This is a genomic window from Leeuwenhoekiella aestuarii (genome assembly GCF_004104055.1).
Lineage (GTDB): Bacteria > Bacteroidota > Bacteroidia > Flavobacteriales > Flavobacteriaceae > Leeuwenhoekiella > Leeuwenhoekiella aestuarii.
This window is the reverse complement of sequence record NZ_QOVJ01000004.1, coordinates 135260-154648: the sequence shown is the minus strand read 5'-3', so window position 1 is coordinate 154648 and position 19389 is coordinate 135260. Positions and strand designations below refer to the sequence as shown.

13 protein-coding genes are annotated in these 19389 nt (G+C 39.3%); 9 read left to right on the top strand and 4 right to left on the bottom strand.

Annotated elements, in window-relative coordinates; all coding sequences use genetic code 11:
- Positions 1-5: 5 nt before the first annotated feature.
- The 4 genes from DSM03_RS12335 to DSM03_RS19045 all read right to left on the bottom strand — a co-directional run bounded on the left by DSM03_RS12335 (position 6) and on the right by DSM03_RS19045 (position 6240).
- On the bottom strand, positions 6-3155 hold the full coding sequence (locus DSM03_RS12335) for a SusC/RagA family TonB-linked outer membrane protein (protein WP_128763172.1): 3150 nt from the start codon (positions 3153-3155) through the stop codon (positions 6-8).
- Between the two features lie 576 nt (positions 3156-3731).
- Positions 3732-4400, bottom strand: a complete 669-nt coding sequence (locus DSM03_RS12330) for a helix-turn-helix domain-containing protein (protein WP_236638889.1) — start codon at positions 4398-4400, stop codon at positions 3732-3734.
- Positions 4397-6049, bottom strand: a complete 1653-nt coding sequence (locus DSM03_RS12325; RefSeq protein WP_128763171.1) for a tetratricopeptide repeat-containing sensor histidine kinase — start codon at positions 6047-6049, stop codon at positions 4397-4399. Before DSM03_RS12325 ends, DSM03_RS12330 begins: the two co-directional genes overlap by 4 nt.
- Positions 6050-6069: 20 nt before the next feature.
- Complete coding sequence (locus DSM03_RS19045) at positions 6070-6240, bottom strand: hypothetical protein (protein ID WP_201740435.1); 171 nt, start codon at positions 6238-6240, stop codon at positions 6070-6072.
- A 359-nt stretch (positions 6241-6599) separates the two neighbouring features.
- Between DSM03_RS19045 and DSM03_RS12320 the strand changes: the two genes are divergently transcribed.
- The 9 genes from DSM03_RS12320 (at position 6600) to DSM03_RS12280 (ending at position 19002) form a co-directional block, all read left to right on the top strand.
- Positions 6600-7136 (top strand): hypothetical protein, encoded by a 537-nt coding sequence (locus DSM03_RS12320; protein ID WP_128762065.1) that lies wholly within the window; start codon positions 6600-6602, stop codon positions 7134-7136.
- Positions 7137-7328: 192 nt separating this feature from the next.
- On the top strand, positions 7329-8129 hold the full coding sequence (locus DSM03_RS12315) for a GLPGLI family protein (protein ID WP_128762066.1): 801 nt from the start codon (positions 7329-7331) through the stop codon (positions 8127-8129).
- 24 nt (positions 8130-8153) lie between these two features.
- Positions 8154-10799 (top strand): carboxypeptidase-like regulatory domain-containing protein, encoded by a 2646-nt coding sequence (locus DSM03_RS12310; RefSeq protein ID WP_128762067.1) that lies wholly within the window; start codon positions 8154-8156, stop codon positions 10797-10799.
- A 529-nt stretch (positions 10800-11328) separates the two neighbouring features.
- Positions 11329-11646 (top strand): hypothetical protein, encoded by a 318-nt coding sequence (locus tag DSM03_RS12305; protein WP_128762068.1) that lies wholly within the window; start codon positions 11329-11331, stop codon positions 11644-11646.
- A gap of 388 nt (positions 11647-12034) precedes the next feature.
- The gene (locus tag DSM03_RS12300) at positions 12035-12730 is read left to right on the top strand and encodes an ABC transporter ATP-binding protein (protein WP_128762069.1); all 696 of its coding nucleotides are present in this window, start codon (positions 12035-12037) and stop codon (positions 12728-12730) included.
- A gap of 21 nt (positions 12731-12751) precedes the next feature.
- Positions 12752-15226, top strand: coding sequence for a TonB-dependent siderophore receptor (locus DSM03_RS12295; RefSeq protein WP_128762070.1), 2475 nt, complete (start codon positions 12752-12754; stop codon positions 15224-15226).
- A gap of 2 nt (positions 15227-15228) precedes the next feature.
- A complete protein-coding gene (locus DSM03_RS12290; RefSeq protein WP_128762071.1) occupies positions 15229-16659 on the top strand; it encodes an ABC transporter permease in 1431 nt (476 codons plus the stop codon).
- A complete protein-coding gene (locus DSM03_RS12285) occupies positions 16659-17924 on the top strand; it encodes an ABC transporter permease (protein WP_128762072.1) in 1266 nt (421 codons plus the stop codon). Before DSM03_RS12290 ends, DSM03_RS12285 begins: the two co-directional genes overlap by 1 nt.
- A 25-nt stretch (positions 17925-17949) precedes the next feature.
- Positions 17950-19002, top strand: coding sequence for a succinylglutamate desuccinylase/aspartoacylase family protein (locus tag DSM03_RS12280; RefSeq protein ID WP_128762073.1), 1053 nt, complete (start codon positions 17950-17952; stop codon positions 19000-19002).
- Positions 19003-19389: the final 387 nt, after the last annotated feature.

Genomic DNA, 19389 nt, shown 5'->3' with positions numbered 1-19389 from the left:
CATTTTTAAAATGTTGCGTTGATTCCCAGAGTGAATGTGCGAGATGGAGGGTAAATTCCACGATCTACACCAATGTCTAAATTCCGGTTGCTAGACGAATAGTTCTGCAAACCTATTTGTGGATTCATACCGCTATAATTAGTAAGGGTAAACAAATTGGTAGCTTGCCCAAATACTCTTAGTTTAACACCCAATAACTCTTCTGGTTCAAAGGTGTAGCCGATCTGCATATTTTGCAATTTGAAGTAAGACCCGTCCTCTACATAATACGATGAAGGTCTGATGTTGTTATTAGGATCATCAAGCGATAATCTGGGAATAGAAGATCCCGTATTTTCCGGGGTCCATGCATTTAAAACAGCGCTGTCTTTGTTGTAAGCCGCCTGATTGAAGAACTGTGTTTTGTATTTGGTGAGATTGTATAGATCGTTACCAAAGCTTCCATTAAAGAACATCCCCAGGTCAAAGTTCTTATACGTGAAGTTTAAATTGAGTCCTAGCAGTACATCTGGATGCGGAGAACCTATAAATGTACGGTCGTCACTGTCAATAACCCCATCGCCATTAACATCTTCAAAGCGTAGATCTCCCGGTTGTGCATTAGGCTGAAGACCGTAATCTAAAACTTCCTGTTCGCTTTGAAAAATTCCAGAAGCAACGTGCCCGTAAAATGAACCGATAGCCTGACCTACGGCACTTCTGGATACTTCCTGATCAAAGTTTACACTGTGTAAAGTAGAGCTTGGTATTCCCAGATAAGGAACGCTGTTCAATTGGGTAAGCTCGTTTTTATAAGCTGTTGCGTTTAACGCAACATTGTACCCAAAGTCTCCGTGTTTATCAGCGTATGAAAGATCTAATTCAAAACCGTGGTTTTTCATCTCCCCATCATTAATCCATTGACCGTCATTAGTACCGCCATAAGTCAACGGAATGATGTTGTAAACTAGAATGTCTTCGGTTTTTTTATTGAAATACTCAGCAGTTAATTGCAGCTTATTATTGAAAAACCCAAGGTCAACCCCAAATGTGGTTTGTGTTGAAGTTTCCCATTCCAGATCAGCATTAGGAACACGAGTCTGAGTAAGACCGGTATTCACATTGTTCTGACCTCCACCAATTCCATAATCAGAATTTGCATTGTTGTTTCTGTAGCTATCTACTGTAGAGTAAGAAGGTACTTGCTGGTTACCGGTTTGCCCCCAGCTTCCACGAATTAAGAAGGACGAGAATGCATCTCCCAGGTCAAAGAAATCTTCACGGTCTAAACGCCATCCTGCAGAAAATGCAGGAAAGGTACCCCAATTGTTGTTAGCAAGCTTAGAAGTCCCATCACGACGTACCGTAGCAGTAAATAAATACTTCTGATCATAGTCGTATTTAACCTGACCAAAATAGGAGTTAAGCGCCCACTCATTAGCAGACCCTGAATTTAGCTGATTTTCTGTTCCAAAACTCAAATAACGGAAGTTAGGATCTTCATATAAGAAGTTTTGACGTGAGGCATCAAAGCCCTCGTAATAATATTTAATAGCCTCCTGACCTACTAAAACTTCCAGATTGTTTAAATCTATTTTCTTTGAATAGTTAAGCGTGTTAGTCCAGGTCATCTGGTAATTGAAACTGTTGCTGGTGCTCAAAGAATTCACAAGATTTTGAGATAAAATCTCGTTATACAGCGGAGAGAAGCTACGTCTGTTATTCGCTTGATAATCTATACCTAAAGAAGTACGCGCTGTAAAATCACTGATAGCGACTTCAGCAAAAACATTACCTAAAGCCTGAATGCTTTTTTGCTTATTGTCTTTAGAGCGGTTAAGGCTTCCTAAGGGATTAGAAATATCATTGATAGGATTACCACCATAATTACCATTGATATCTTTGATAGGAACGATAGAAGGAAATTGTAACGCATTGTAAACAATAGAACCTAAGGAGCTGTTAGTACCTACTGAAACACGTTCTTTATAGGAAGCGGTAAAGTTTTCACCCACAGTTACAATGTCCATAATCTTGTAGCTTGAGTTGAATCGCGCTGAGACCCGTTCAAAACCAGTATCTTTAATGATACCTTCCTGGTTAAAATACCCTATAGAAAAAGCGTGTTGTGCTTTTTCATCACCTTTAGACATTGAGATGTTGTAAGACTGTACCGGTGCCGCTTGCATAATCGCATCTATCCAATCTACGTTACCGCTTGGTATGGTCTGATCTGCATCAAGCCATTGTGGAATTACCGGATTGTCAGGATCGTTGCCATACACATCACTTGCTGGTGTTTGGCCGTCATTTTTAAAAGCCTGCCATAACGCATCACCATATTGTTGAGCATTTAGCATTCTAGGAAGGTTGAAAGAAGACTGCACCCCGTAATAGGCATCCAGGCTGATAGCGTAACTTCCGTTTTTGCTTCCTTTTTTAGTAGTCACTACAACCACACCATTTGCAGCACGCGAACCGTATATAGAAGAAGATGCAGCGTCTTTAAGCACCTGAATGGTTTCAATATCTGAAGGGTTTATTCCGTTCAGGCCGTTTGAAACCGGTACTCCGTCAATAACAACTAGAGGATCATTGTTGTTGATCGTACCAAAACCGCGCACGCGGATAGAGGTCCCTCCACCCGGACTGTTATCGCTCATAATTTGTACACCCGGAAGTCGTCCTTCAAGCATTTCTGTTACGTCAGCAGTAGGTATGGCAGTAATTTCTTCAGGATTTATAGAAGCAATAGAGCCTGTTACATTTCGTCTAGATTGCTCACCATATCCGGTAATAACCACTTCATCAAGCGCATTATCGTCTTGTTGAAGTTGTATAGTGATGGCATCCAAAGATTCAATAGTTAGTGTTTGAGGTTTAAAACCTACATAAGAGATTTTAAGTTCAACCGGAAGTTCAGAAACGGTTAATTCAAAGTTCCCGTCAAAATCTGTAGAGGCACCGTTAGTGGTATTTACCTGCATAACAGAAGCTCCGGGTAGGGGCATTCCGGTATGGTCTAAAATGGTTCCGGTTAGTGTTTGTTGTGTAACATCATCGGCTCGTAATGTAGTAGCCTGTAAGCTGTAAGAGAATACTAAAATGGCGAATGCAACCAGAATTTTAGGCACACGCACTTGTAATGTAAAATAATTGAGTATTTTGTTAATCATCAGAATTAAACTATGGATTTGTACTGTAGTTTTATTTAAAGACCCCGTTTCTGCTGCAACAGAAACGGGCTTTAAGTTTTGGGCTAATTCAAAAAAATCAGTCGTATAGGCTTAGTTTTAGAGGTTAAACAGAATTGTGGTGCAAATGAACTGTTTCTTGTATAGAACTAGTTTATGGTAAGATTATCTAAAACTTAAGAAGTAAAAGCTTTTACTAAGAAATATAACCTTGAGATTAAATAGGTAACGTTTAAATTAAGTTTAGCTAAAACAGGTAAGCGTTGAATACATTATAGGTGATCGCTCTTCCCGAAAGTTATCAGGAGTGCTTGAGCTATTATGAGTTCTAAATAAAAACATCCCTTAAAAAGATGATTTAAAGGGATGTACTCAAGGATCAACCTAGAATGTTCAGGCATTGCAATCGGGGAGAAGGACTTGGATGAAGGCGATCGCGAGAGGTGTTTTTCTAACCTTTAAGCGAGCTATAACTGAAAGCCCTAATAAAAGCTCAGAATAACATCTTGAACTGATAAGCGTTTCCCTTTTTCAATTCAGATTTTTTTTAACTGAAAACTATATAAGTCCCAGGTCTTTAGCATTGGAGATGAGGTGAACGGCATTATTTGCTTTAAACTGAATGCGTAAGCGGTTGATGCGCTTTTCTATAGAGCTGATTCCGTTTGGGGAAATATCATGTTCCTTAAAATAATCGCTTACTTCTTTGTTTGACAAGCCAGAAGACAGTTTCTTAAGAAGAATAAAATCATAATCCTCAATGTCAAGGCTGTGTCGTTTTTCTAGAGCTTTAGCGACCTGATGTGAGATGTAAGGTTTGTTGTTAGTTATAGCATCTAGTGCAGCAGATAAATGGTTAATGCTTTGCCGGCTTTTAAAAACGTATGCATTGATCTTGAGTTCTTCAAATAAAAAACGGATGCGCTGCAGGCGCTCTTCCATAGAAAAAACGATGATGTTGAGATTTTTCTGGTATTTGCGCACAGCAGAGATGAGTTCATCCCCACTTTTTAATTTTTGGGTGCGGTGGTCTTCTTTAAACGAAAGATCTGAGATCAAAAGATCAAAAGGGTCTTCATCATTCAAAGCTCTTAAAAACTTGATATAGGCATCATCACAATACTCTGTGACCACAACTTCCTGAGCCCCTAATCGTTTAACTTCTTCTTCAATATTGCGGGTATTCCAACCCAAATCTTCAGCGATTAAAACTTTTCTAAACATCATAATACTATTTGAACTTTAAACCCTTTGTTAGATTCTGATTCAAAATTAATAGTTCCTTTTATTGCCCGAATACGGAATTCCATATTCTGCATACCATTTCCTTTGATTACTGGTCCTCCAATGCCGTTATCACTGTAATTTATATGTAAATGTTTGTTTTTAGTTTCAAAAGAAAGCAAGATCAAGCTGGCTTCGCTGTGTTTTTTTGCGTTTGTAAGCAGTTCGCCAAGCACCATATAGATGGTATCTTTTTTTAGCTGACTAAACACCGTCCAATCTATCTGATCTAAATTTCGGGTAATGATAGACAGCTCTTCTGTCTTATACGAATTTAAACGGCTCGTTAGTTGATCTTTAAAATTAGCACCTTCGATCAGCGGACTGTGGTCTTTAGAGATGTTTCGGGTTTCAATATAAATTTTATCTAACCGTTCTAAAATATGCTCGGGTACGCTATTGAGGTTCTGCAATTCAGAAAGTACCTGAAAGGTATCATTAGCAAGACCGTCGTGTACTTTTTTTGAAATGGAAGCTTCGGTCTGCCTGATCGTTTTGAGCAAGCGTGTTTTTTTACGTTGCTGCATCCATACAAGCCCACCTGTACCCATCACGAGTAGCAAAACAATTCCGGAAAGATATAAAGTGTTTATCCGTTTTTGACGTTCATTTTCCAGCATTGCCTGCTGTGTTTTTTGCTGTTCTTGCTCCACATCATACTCCATCGCTGCATACGTATTCCGGTTGGCTTGTTTAACCGTGTTGATGCTATCGCTTAAAAACTTAAAACGCTGTGCAAGCGTATCGCTTTTTAGATTTACAAGAATTCCTAAAGCTTCGTGCTCATATTCAGGATCTTCTATTTGGTAAGACAGTTCTAATGCCTGCATGGCGTAAGTATTGGCACTATCTAAATTATCAGCTTGCTTATGATATAAGGATAAATGCCGGTAGTTAGAAAAAAGTCCGTGAGGGTCGTTTAGTTTTTTTCGTAATGCAAGGGATTCGTGAAGATGCACGAGGCTAAAATCGTTTTTGGCTAGTAATTCCGTGTATCCCAGATTGTCTAGAATGTAAGCTTTTAGATAATTTGACTCAATATTTTTAAGCATTTTAAATGCATATTTTAAAGTATCTGATGCAGGAGCATACGCCTGTTGTTCTCTAAGTACATTTGAAATAGTGATCATGATCTGTGCGCTGTCCGTTCCGGTTTCTGCGTGAGCCAGACTGCTTCGTTGTAACGCCAAACTTTTATCGTAGGCTTTCAGGTTTTTATAGAGTAGGCTTAACTGGTAATAAATGCGTTTACGGGTTGCAGTTGTTGATCGTGCAGTATCCTTTTTGGTAAGTTTTAAGGCCGCTACCAGTAAAGTTTCAGAATCATTATAAGCACCAATATTAAATTTACCGATTGCCAGAAGTTCTAAGTTATAAATTGCTTGAGTATATTTTTTTTGTTTGAGGTTCTTCTGGTAGGCGTTTGTATAATAGCGTATCGCTTCGTTATAGGTCGATGGATTAGAGGGGTTGAGTAAAACCTTGTAATAGTTGGCGACTGTAGTGTCTTTATTGATAGCCTGTTGTCCTATAGCCGGAAACTGAATAAATGAAAACACTAAAAAGAGGAATGAAAGATGGGTGTTTTTCATTCCTCAAAAATACTATTAAATTAATTATTTGGCGGTATGCTATCCTTAATTGGAATTGGCGGAACCATAGGGGGTATTTCGCCACAACAGGCTTGTGGTGAGGATAATTCTTCTTCTAACTTATCTGGATTACACGCATAAATACTCAGAGTAAGGAAAACCGTAAGGCTAATAAGAGGTATTTTTTTCATTTTGTATGTTTTTAGGGTCAGACATACCTGTGGCTGTCTGTTGTTTTTAAAGAGGATTGCAGACGGAAGTTTTCCGTCATTAAAAAGAAAGAGACGTCTCTCTTTGGGTGAGAAGTACTGTGTAGTAGAAGCAGTTTAACTACTTCTCAATCGTAAGATCTACAGCTACTAACACAGCTTTTTTTAAATCAAGCAGCTTTTAATACCCTATGCACAAGGAGTTTGATTGATTTATGCAGCAAATAAACCGGGATTTTGATACAGGTGTTGGAAGAGGACAGGAAAGCTTCTGGAAATATTTTGGAAAAGGAAAATCCTGAAAGTTTCTAGTGATTTTAATAGGGAATTCAAACTGAAAAATGAGTCATAGAAAACTTATTGTAAACGCTTTTGAACGTGCAGAAAAAGAAGAAGAGCTTAAAGGAAATAAGAAACCTTCTAAGAGCGCTCGTGCTTTAGAGATTTCGGTAGCATTGTATGAGCAATCTGGAATACAAATAGGAGAAAAGAGTTTGCGGAACTATTACAATCTGGCTCTAAAAAATACGGCAGGAGATATCAATATAGCTCAGGTCGAAGTAGTAAAGGGACTTTTGAAGTATTTAGCATTTAAAGATTATAAAGAGTTTATTTCTGAAAAAAAGGGAAGCTTTAATGCTGAAGTTGAGAGGGAACAAGAGGAGAAGATAGGTGAAGAAGAGCGAACAGGAGCATATTTGAATATTACAAGAAATACCATTGTTTTATTAATTCCGCTACTTATGTTTTTCTTGGTTCTAGCTACTTTTTTTATTCCGTGCTGTATTCTGTTTAGAAAAACACGATTGGGCTGGTGTGGAAAATTTACGATTAGGAATAACCAGGCTTTTGAATTGAATTATGTTCAAATGGATTAGTGAATTGGATTTGATCTTAAGATATTAGAGTAACTGTTGAACTGTACCTTCTTGATAGTTTTGAAGAACTTGCTAACTATTATTCAAATCAATAAGCTTGTTGGTGAGGGCGGTAAGACAATGAGAAAAAAATAATTCAAGAAAACATCAAGCAGAATTGGCAAAAAAGAATAATTCTATAGAACTTTAAATATGAGAAAACTTATAATCGCTTTGCTTTTCCTTAGTTTAGGGAATTTACAGGCACAAAAATCCTATACGTATAAAGCTACTTATCGTTTAGAATATCAGGAAGATTCTACCGATACAAATTCCATAAAATCTGAAACAGGTGTCCTTTATTTAGGCAAAGGCCACTCGCGATATTCCAGTTTGGGTAAAGCGGTTAAAGATTCTTTAGAGAATATGACAAATCCTGTAATGATGAGGATGGATGAGTACAATCAAATGACCAGTTTTAAATACACGATCTTCAAAGATTATCAGGAGAATGAACTTATTTTAGCTGAAAAGGTATTCCAATATGAATTGAAATATATACAAGATCTAAAAACAATCGATTGGAAAATTCAGCCAGAAAATAAAGAGATATTAGGTTTTAACGTTCAAAAGGGTCTAGGCTCCTTTGCCGGTAGAAATTATGTAGCCTGGTTTGCTCCGGAATTACCATTTTTAGACGGACCTTATAAATTTAGTGGTTTACCTGGTCTCATTGTAGAGATTTCAGACCTGAAAAATCAGTATCATTTTAGTTTAACAGGATTTCAGGAGTTAAAAACACCGATAAAGAAACTATTGAATCTAGATAACTACAAAACTGTTTCTCAGGAAGAACTTGATCAGGTTCGGGACGATTATAATCGAGATCCCATTGGTACCATGCAAAAGGCAGGTGTCAAATTTGGTTGGAGCGAAGAGGATGAAGCTAAACAAAAGAAAGAACTCACTAAAAAGTATAAGGAGCGAAATAATCCTATTGAACTTCAGCAATAACAAATCCTCATCAATCAAAAAATATTGAATAATTCTAAACAGTTTTTTCTTTTCCTAATATTGATATTCGTCGTTTTTACGGGTTATTCTCAAAAAGAAATTACAGGACAGGTTTTTGACCATCAAAATGAAAAACTTAGTGGAGCAACAGTATTGATCAGTAAAGATTCTGTTTCTTCGATATTAGCTTATGCTATTTCAGATGTAGATGGAAAATTTAAAATAGCAGTTGAAACAGATCGTGATTCTCTGTTTTTGAAAGTGTCATACCTGGGTTTTGAAACGTTTAAGAAAACAATCGGGAATGAAGCACAGGCACTAAATGTTAAGCTTTCGCCTTCTTCACAATCTTTAAAAGAAGTGCTTGTTAAATCTGAAATTATTCAGCAACGTGGTGATACGCTTAGTTTTTCAGTAGCAGCCTTTAAAGGTAAAAACGACCGGGTGATCGCTGATGTTTTAAAGAAATTACCAGGAATAGATATTCGGCCAAACGGGCAGATTTATTATAAAAATGAGCCCATCCAGAACTATTATATCGAAGGTTTAAACTTATTGGAGGGAAGATACAGTTTGGCAAATAATAACCTTTCTGTAGAGGCGGTTTCTAAAGTCGAGATCCTGGAAAACCATCAGCCCGTAAAAGTTTTGGATAGTTTAGAGTTTTCAGAGCGTTCTTCTATAAATATCAAGCTGAAAAAGGATGTAACACTAAGCGGAACGGCTACCGCTGGTATGGGTGCTGCGCCTTTGCTTTGGAAAACAAATGTGACGCCTATGATTTTTACCAAAAAGCGACAGGCGATCGTTACCTACCAAAGCAATAATACCGGAAACGACGTTTCGGGGGAGATTCGCAATTTTTCGATCAAACATTCTGGGTCCGAATTTGATATCGATAAAACGGATTGGCTTTCGATCCAGAATGTATCAGAGCCTCCATTTCGAGCGGAACGCTGGTTGGATAACAATATACATTTAGGTTCACTAAATATTTTACAGCATATTAAGGAGGATTTGGATCTAAAACTGAATATTTCTTATCTAAATGATTATCAGCAGCAGGATGGGAGTACGCAAACTCGATACTTTACACCTACAGATACGATCGATGTGATCGAAAATACCAATAATGCTATTTTTGTAAGCAAACTGGAGGGACAGCTCACTTTTGAAAACAATGCTGATAAAAATTACCTGAAAAATCAATTAGAATTTAATGGATTTTGGAATGCGAATCGCGGCTTTATCGATCGTCCCGATGCACAAATAAAACAACAGCTTGATAATCCTTTCTTTGGAATTAAAAACGATCTACGCCTGCTTAGAACTTTAGGGAAACAATTAATCACTTTTGATTCCAATACCGGTTTTACTGCAACCAATCAGGATCTTTTAGTGCAGCCAGGCCAATTTGAAGCTATTTTTAATGATGGTGATCCTTATGGGGAAATTCGGCAACTGGTTTCATCAAAGAAAATATATACTGATAATTCAGCAGGTTTTACCAAGGCGCTTGGCAAATTTACCCTATCTCCAAAATTTGGATTTTCAATCCAAAATCAGCAACTAGACACCGATATTTTTTTGGAAAATGGCGAGGAGGTTTTAGATTCAGATTTTAAAAACAGAAACCAATTTGTAGAATCTTCGGTTTATTTTAAAAACGCTGTTAGTTTTGAAAGTAAGGATGAAACATGGAATTTAAGTTTAAGTACGCCGCTTGAATTTAAGAGTTTTCGGCTAGAGGACGAGAATTTTGAAGAGCAAAGAGGTTTAGATCGACTGGTTTTTGAACCCTATTTTTATGTAAAAAAAAAGCTTTCAGCTTTTTGGGATGCAAATGCTTCAGCAGGATTGAGTTATGATTTTGGCAAACTTCAGCAACTATATTATGGTTTTTTACTGAATGGCTATCGAAATTTAAACCGTTACAACGCACCAATTTCCGAAGAAACGCAACAAAATTATAGTGGAGGACTGAATTACCGAAATCCGTTAAAGCAATTATTTTTAGATGCATCGTATTCCTATAATTTTACTGAAAATAACTTGCTATACAGTTCTAATATAGGTGAAAATGGAAGAACAATTTTAGAAGCGGTGGCTCGCGATAATAGTTTTGATAATCATAGCTTTAGTGCAGGTGGAAGTAAGTATTTTAGAAAACTAAAGACCACATTCAAACTGAATACTTCCTATAATTTATTAAAGCGGCAACAGCTTTTAAATAATACGATGGCTGAGGTTAAAACTCGAAGTTTTACGCTTCGAGGAAGCGTGGATGCTGAGATTTCGAGTTGGCTAATTGCTAATTATTCAGGTACGAGTTCAACTTATACTTCTGGGTTTGGAGAACGTGATTTTCAGCAAATAGAAACACAACAACACATGATAGATCTTTATTTTTATCCAAAGGAAAATCAGTATTTAAGTGTGAGTGGTGAATATTATGAAAATTCGTTATCTGAAAACGGGGATAATTATTTTGTGAACCTGGGCTATCAGTTTACATTCTCAAAGCCAAAAATGGATTTAAACATCAATTGGCAAAATATCTTGAATACTGATGCATTCACCAAAGCCTACAATAATCAATATTATTATGTTCAAAGTAGTTATCGATTACGGCCATCGCAGGTGTTAGCCACTTTAAAATTTACCTTTTAATTTGATGATTATACCTAGTTTATTTGTATTGCTAAATCTTTAAACTTTTAATTGAAGAAGCTCACTAGCTTCACTTCGCAGAATGATTCAAGTCTTGCAAATACAAAATTTCCTTCGTAAGAAAAGGTGTCATTTTTAATAAAACTCCTTCCTTCGAAGGAAGGGCTGGGGATGGATATTACTACTTAGGTCCCTGACTTTTAACTACGCATAGGGGCTAGTTTGGTTTTAACTCAGTGGCTCCAATTCTTCAGGTATAACTCCGTTTGCTTAAAGATGAGAAATGTAAGAAAAGCAAACTTTAACATTTAAAACTGATTATTGCTATTCAATTAGAAATTAAAAGCAACAGAACCTCTTAAGATATTCTAAGTATATGTGTTATATTTCTATACTTAAAATTTTAGACACCCATAAACAACTATGTAAACTGCACCTTTCAAGTAGTTTATATTTTTTTAAACCTAAACCAGCACTTTCGGTTTAAAAAGTCTTTTGTCTGTACTAAACTAAGGGTATATTTGCCGCAATGTTCAAAAAGCGTAACGCACATATTATCCCGATTTTCTTTTTGGCGGCATTTGCCCTCCTGCGGATTTTAAATGTGCATACCTTTGTTCACGTTTTTGAAGATCAGCAGGAAGTAGTTGATTGTAAGTACTGCCATATGGTAGTTGCCAGCGATCAGGGAACTCCACTGACCACGACACCAGAAGCTTTAACGCATAATTACATTCATTTTGAAGCCTTGCAGGCTGTTGAAGTTGATAACGTTTATAATGAACCTGCCCTCAGGCTTTTAAAGTTTTCCTATTTATTCAATAAGCCGCCTCCGGTGGTTTCCTAAGTACTGTTACGTCTTTTTTTGATTTCCGGCTTTGCTGAAAACCATTCAATCTTTGGTTGAGGTCTGGGAGTGTACAGTACATTTTCGTTTAAGGATTTAAGCAATTTTGCACCTGATTATTTACTAGCGGCCCTTTGATAGAACAGGCTTTGGTCCGTACACTATTGAATTTACAGTGCAGCCTGTATACAACCTAAGAGTTTTGATATCACAAAATGAGTGATGTCACCTATGGTTTAGGTGCTGTTTAAAATCCTTCCTTTTTCCTTTTACTTAAAATATTTGATCAGACTGCAAGGAGCTCAATCTTTGGGTTTATGCTGCTTCAGGCCTTTTGCTCAGAAGCGGCTGCTGTCTGTAATCTTACAACCTATAAAACATAAAACTTATGATTCAAGCACTTAACCTTACTAAGAGGTACGGCTCGCATTTGGCATTAAACAACCTCAATCTGCAAATCAATCCTGGGGAAATCTGCTGTTTGCTGGGGCAAAACGGAGCCGGGAAGAGTACTACCATTAATCTTTTTCTGGGCTTTATAGAACCTACTTCAGGGAATACCCTAATTAACGGAGTTAACGTTCAGGATCATCCTCAGGAATCTAAAAATTACCTGGCCTATATCCCCGAAACGGTGATGTTGTATCCCAATCTTACGGGTATTGAAAATCTGGAGTATTTCTCCAGTCTGGCTGGTTTTAAGTACAGCAAGACTGAACTCATCGCGTTTTTACTCAAAACCGGTTTACAGGAAGAGGCGCATAATAAGCGTCTGGGGGGCTATTCTAAAGGGATGCGTCAAAAGGTTGGGATCGCAATAGCGATAAGTAAACATGCAAAAGCCTTGTTTCTGGACGAACCTACCAGTGGTCTGGATCCTAAAGCTTCTAATGAATTTACGAAGATCATCAGGCAACTCTCAGACTCTGGTACGGCAATTCTGATGGCGACACACGATATTTTCAGGGCAAAGCAGGTGGCTCATAGTATAGGCATATTGCGCTCGGGCGACTTTGTCTCGCAAATCAAAGCCGCTGACATTTCTGCAAACGAGCTCGAAGAACTTTACCTACAAACCGTTTAATAATTTCTACACTCCAATACAATGATTTTCATAAAACAACTGCTATTTTCTTTTTGCTTTTTAGTCTTTGCTGAAGCAAGTGCGCAGCAAATTAAAGGGCAGGTGAAAGATGCCGATACAAATATTCCCATTCCGGGAGCCACAGTACAAATCAAAAATACCCAGCAAGGTACCGTAACCGATTTTGAGGGCAACTTCCGTTTAAATGGAAGCGGCAGCTTAGAAATTTCGTATTTAGGCTATAAAACAGCAACGGTCAATCCCGATTCTACTTTTGTTACTATTTATCTTAAAGCTGAAAATTTTGCCCTCGACGCGGTTGAACTTGTAGGCCGAAAAGCGCAAACTTATACCAGTGATTATTCATTCTCCGCAACGCGTACTTCAACCTTGAATAAAGATATTCCGCAGGCGATAAGTACGGTGACCAAAGAATTGATAGACGAGCAGCAGGGCATACAGCTCGCTGATGCTGTGAAGAACGTGAGTGGGGTTTCGCCCAGCAGTTTTTACAACCAATATTCCATCCGTGGGATCAGTCAGAATGAAGAGGGGCAACTGATTAACGGAATGCGTACCCGCCAGTTTTATTTTTTGCAGCCGTTGCTGGCCAATGTGGAGCGGGTTGAAGTTATAAAAGGTCCGGCAAGTGCTACTTTTTCAAGCGTAGATCCCGGCGGAAGTATCAATCTGGTAACCAAAAAGCCACTGGATGTGGAGCGTAACGAGGTTAAATTCACCACCGGAAGTTTTAGCACGATTATGGCCGCTGTAGACTTTACGGGTCCGTTGAATGAGGATAAAACCTTGCTTTACCGTTTTAACGGTGCCTATGTGGAAGCCAATAGCTACCGCGACAACGTCAATAATACCTCGTTGTTATTATCGCCTTCGTTTACCTATTTAGCCAGTGAAAAAACCGCTATAAACGTCGAGCTGATCTACAGCGATATGAAGGGGAAATTAGATCGCGGTCAACCTATTTTTGGTGCCGAAGCCGGCGTGACCGATCTGAACAGTACCCCCATAAGTTTGAATCTGGGTGCGCCCAATGACTTTTTCAACTCCAAACAATTTATCATCACCGGAAATCTCACGCATCAATTTACCGATCAGATAGGCTTTACCACGACCTATATGAAGCAAACCTGGAAAGAAGATTTACAAGAAAGACGCACCACAAATGGGTTTGGAGTTGATATCGATAACAATCCTGTATCCACCCTGGCCGCGATGCGTTTTATACACCGTCAGCAGTCGTGGAGTGTAGACAATGTCAATAGCTATTTTAATTTTGACTTCAATACCGGTGCATTCAAACACAAATTGCTGGTGGGGTATGATCTGCACAGCTGGGCAAAATTAGAAGGCGGCGGACAAAATCAGGCACGGGGCTATCTGTTGAATGACGGTTCGGTAACTAATGCTTTTGATCCTGCAAATGCCGCAGCCTATCAAACCTATTCCTACGAAGGGATGATCTTGCCCAGACCTAATGTGCCGCATTACAATCTGGAAGACCCTAACAATACCCTGAATAACCTTACCGACTATAATTTTAACGGAAGGTCAGCTTTTCCTACCGCACTGACCGAGACCCACGCGGCGTATCTGCAGGAACAGCTTACGTATAAGCGCTTCCATCTTTTATTCAGTTTGAGACAAGAATGGTTCCGCGATGTGACCAACCGGGGTGAGGTTGATGAAATTTCGTTTACCAACAGGGCGCTGCTGCCGCGTATAGGGCTAACCTATACCGTTAATGACCAGATCAATGTGTATGGAACCTATCTGGAAGGCTTTCAACCGCAATCGAATACAGTAACTATTATGTCAAATACTGCAAATTTTTACGGCAGTACCGACGATTCGGCCAGTAGATTTAAGCCTTTAGAAAGTGATTTAAAAGAGGTAGGTGCCAAAATCACCCTGCTGAAAAATAAGCTCCACATCAATACGGCACTCTTTGAAATAAATCAGAAAAACCTGTTGCTTAATGCGAATGTCCCATCCGCTCCAGATTCTTTAGTCACGCGTGGAGCAGAGCGCAGTAGGGGATTTGAGATGGATGTTACCGGTTATTTATTGCCCAACTGGCAGGTGTATGCCTCCTTTAGCTACAATGATGCAAAGATTATTGAAGACAATGATCCGGCGCTTATCGGCGCCCGTAAGCAAAATACGCCGATTACAACCGCTACTTTGTGGACGCGTTATAACTTTTTGAGTACTTCAAAACTACACGGACTGGGAATAGGTGTTGGCGCACAACATTCCGGGGACAAAGTACCTACTTATGACCGCAGTTTTAAAACGCCGGCCTATACCTTACTGGATCTGGCGGTCTATTTTACACCCAAAAACAGCAACATCCAGCTCAATCTGGCGGTTAAGAATCTGACCGATAAAACCTACTGGGTCGGGGCTCAAAATTACCTCAGGTTGTTTCCGGGAGCGCCGCGTAACTTTTTAGCAACAGCAACATATAGATTTTGAAGATGAATAGTATCAGGAATATTATAACAGTAGAATGGAAGAATATCATCAGGACCAAAACAGCCATGGTGCTAATTGGTGTCTTTGCAGTCCTGATGTTGTTTTCAGCCTTTATAGGGGTGGAAAACACAGCAGAACAGAACAGCATACGCGAGACCTATCAGGAACAGGTGCACGATGATTATGTCAATCAGCCCGATCGCAATCCCCACCGGGTGTCCCACTACGGATATCTGGTTTTTAGAGAGCGTCCTGCGCTGAGTTTTTTTGAATTCGGGATTGAATCTTTTGCAGGAAACTCCATTTTTCTGGAAGCACACCGGCAAAACACCGTCAACCTGAGTGAGGCCGGATTTTCAAACGGAATGTTGCGTTTTGGAGAACTCAGCATGGCGTTGATTTTACAATTGCTGGTGCCGCTCTTTATCTTTTTTATCGGTTATGGAACCCTTGCCGATTTAAAAGCCAACGGCGTGCTCAAGATCATGCTTGCCCAGGGCGTAAGTGCAAAGCGGCTTATTTGGGGTAAAACCCTGGGGATTTTCAGTTTTACCACGACAGTTTTTATAGGAGCTATGCTTTTGATTTTTAGCATTGCGTTTGTGGCGTATCCTGAAGCAATTACTCCGGCCGTGTTGTTGCGCAGTCTTTTTGCAATGGCCCTTTACACGGTGTATTTCTTTATTTGTTCGTGGATAACCGTGCTTATTTCTGCTAAAAGTTCGCGTGGAGGTGCAGCACTTATATCATTGATTCTGTTGTGGATGCTTTGCGGAATTATTCTACCCAAAATGGCGCAAAATGTAGGTTATGCTTTGTTTCCCGCACCCTCCAAATTGGAGTTTGAGACCCGTATTACCGAAGACCTGGAGCAAGTAGGCGATTCTCATGATCCGGATGATGCGTATTATACCAGTTTTAGGGAAAAAACTTTGGCGGAATATGGAGTGGATGACGTTAAAGACCTTCCCTTTAATTATGCCGGACATTTAATGGCAGAAGGCGAGCGGGTTACTACAGAACTGTACCGAAGCCATTTTGATGAGTTGATAGCTACCTACACCAATCAAAACAGTATAGCAGCTTATTTATCGTTTATCAATCCGTATTTGATGGTGCGCAATTTATCTATGGCTGCGACGGGAACCGATATGGCGCATTACATCGATTTTCAGAAACAAACCGAAGATTACAGATACCGGCAAACCCAGTATTTCAACGAACTTCATAAGAATGAAGTTGATGCCGAACGAAGTGGCACCCAACGCCTGAATAGTGCGCGTTTTAATGAAAGAGACCCTTTTGAATATGAAAACAGAGGGCTGTTCTGGGCCTTGTCTAATAATGTGATCACGTTGCTGGCATTGGTGTTTTGGCTCATGCTTATCGTGTTGTCGTTTTCTTTTGGTTTCAAAAAAATAAAATTATACTAATGAACACAGCATTTTTTAAACTCTTTGCAACCGAGTATAAAAACTTTGCCCGCAATCCCATAAGTATATTGGGCTTTGCAGTGATTTTTATCATAGGGATCTATGCTATTTTCCACGGAAAAAATACCGTATCCCAGCAGGAAGAAACCATCGAGAAAATTGCGGAAATACAGAAATTAGAGTTGTCTAAGAATAAGCGATTGTTTTCTGATAATCTGAGCTATTTTACCTATTACCAGTTTTATTACACGCAAAACGATCCCGGCACATGGGCTGCTTTTTCTTTAGGACAACGTGATGTAAACAATTACAGTCTTAAGCTGCGTATACTCGCGCTTGAAGGGCAATTGTACGATACAGAACTCACCAACCCGATGACCTTATTATCGGGGAATTTAGACCTGAGCTTTTTGTTTGTGGTTTTGATTCCGCTGCTCATCATTGCGCTGTGTTTTAACCTGATTTCTTCAGAGCGGGAATCGGGTGTGTGGGCAGTAGTGGCCTCACAGCCGTATTCGCTTTCCAGGATTATATTCTTGAAGTTTTCAGTGCGATTTCTGGCTGTTTTGGGACTTTCTGTACTTCTATTGACTGCAGCTTTGTGGTTACTCGGGCTGCCTTTTGATAGCGATTTTGGTTTGGTGTTTTTATTGATTGTAGGTTACGAACTCTTTTGGTTTGCGTTGGTTTATGTGCTAACGCTACTTAAGAAAAATTCAAACTACAATGCCGTCACGCTTTTAGGGATCTGGTTATTTCTGGTAGTGCTTCTTCCGGCATTAGGGAATGTGCTGGTTAACCGTTTCATACCTATTCCTGAAGCCTTTTCAACCACCGTAACCCAGCGGGAAGCCTATCACGAAAAATGGGATATGCCCAGAAGGGAGGCTATGGAACCGTTCTACGGAGCTTATCCGCAATACCGATCGTATTCTATACCTGAGGATGCGTACAGTAACGGCTGGTATTACGCGATGCAATATGTCGCCGATCAGGAAGCCGGTAAAGATTCAAAACTGCTTTTTGAGAAGCTTGAAAACCGTCAGGAGGTGAGTAGAAAACTCGGTTATTTTATTCCCAGTTTACTGCTACAAAATACCTTTAACCGCATAGCGGAAACTGATCTGGAAGATCATCTCAACTATCTCGAAGCAGTAAAGAACTACCACAAAGCAATTTCTGAATTCTTTTATCCCCATCTCTTTAAAGGAAACTCCATAGACGAAAAGGACTGGGACGATTTTCCGGAATTTGACACTTATTAAATAAACAATTGAAACATTAAAAATCATGAAATATATAACAATCCTAATCCTTTTTATTTCTGCGCAATTCAGCTTTGGACAGCGCTCTTTTACATTTGAAGGAACAGAAATCCCGGCAGGGACCAAAGCTCATTTTAAAATACCTGTAGAAGATTCAGGTGAATCCACTTTTATACCCATCACTATTTTTAATGGGGCAACAACAGGAGAAACGCTGGGTATCACGGCTGGTGTTCATGGGTACGAATATCCGCCTATTTTAGGGGCACAACGGCTTATAAAATCAATTGATCCCAAAAACTTAAAAGGAACGGTTATTTTGGTACAGGTAGCCAATTTGAACAGCTTCTTAAACCGAAAATCGTTTATGAAGCCGGAAGATGATAAAAATCTGAACCGCGTGTTTCCCGGAAAAAAGGATGGCAATTTGAGTGAGCAAATTGCTTATTATATATCCAATAGCATTATTAATCGGGTAGATTATTTTCTGGATATGCACGCCGGTGATGCTGCTGAAGATCTGATGAGCTATGGAGCCTATTACCGCAATGCGAATATGCCGGAAATTTCAGCAACCGGGAAGCGGATGGCATTGGCACTTGGTTTTGATCATATAGTAACGTTTAATACTGATGGAAAGGACTATATGAAAGCGGAAAAGCCCAGTTTATATACTTCTGCTGAAGCTTTTAAAAGAGGAATTCCGTCTATAGACATCGAATGTGGAAGGTTGGGTATAGCAGATATGCAAGCTGCTGAGCAGGTAGAACAAGCTGTTCTGGCTTTGCTTCAGGAACTTGATTTTACATCAAATTCAAAAGAAGCTGCTCAAAATCCTGCGAATATCATTACAGAACGAACCTATGCCGAGAGTTCTGCTTCCGGTATTTTTTATCCACTTAAAAAGGCCGGGGACTATGTTGTTAAAGGAATGGAAGTAGGGTACATTACCGATTTTTTTGGTAACATCAAAGAAACTGTATATGCTGAAGCAAACGGACTCCTGTTACTGATTTTGGGAACTCCACCGGTTAATAAAGGAGAGACGCTTACGGTGATAGGACAATTTGAGCAGTAATCACTTTTTCAGAATCAATTGCGCATGGCTGCAGTTACTCCAGTCCTGTAAGTGCAAAATTCCCTTCCTTCGAAGGAAGGGCCGGGGGTGGATGTTCTTTTACTTTAGAAAGAGTAATGCGCATTAATCAATTTTTACTTTTAACTCATAAAAGGCGGGCTAGCTTCGCTTCACCGCAGTAACTTCAGTCCTCCAAATGCAAAATTCCCTTCGCTAGTGCTCAGCGGTCTTAAAAGCAAAAACTCCTGCTCAGGTAAACCTGGCAGGAGTTTTACGTTTTAATCCCTTGCGGAATTTAGCATTTGATCGTGGAGTCGGGCGGAACGACCGAATTTTGACTGTTTCAATGTTTATAGGGCTTCACAAGGGGTTTGGTCAAAGGGGACA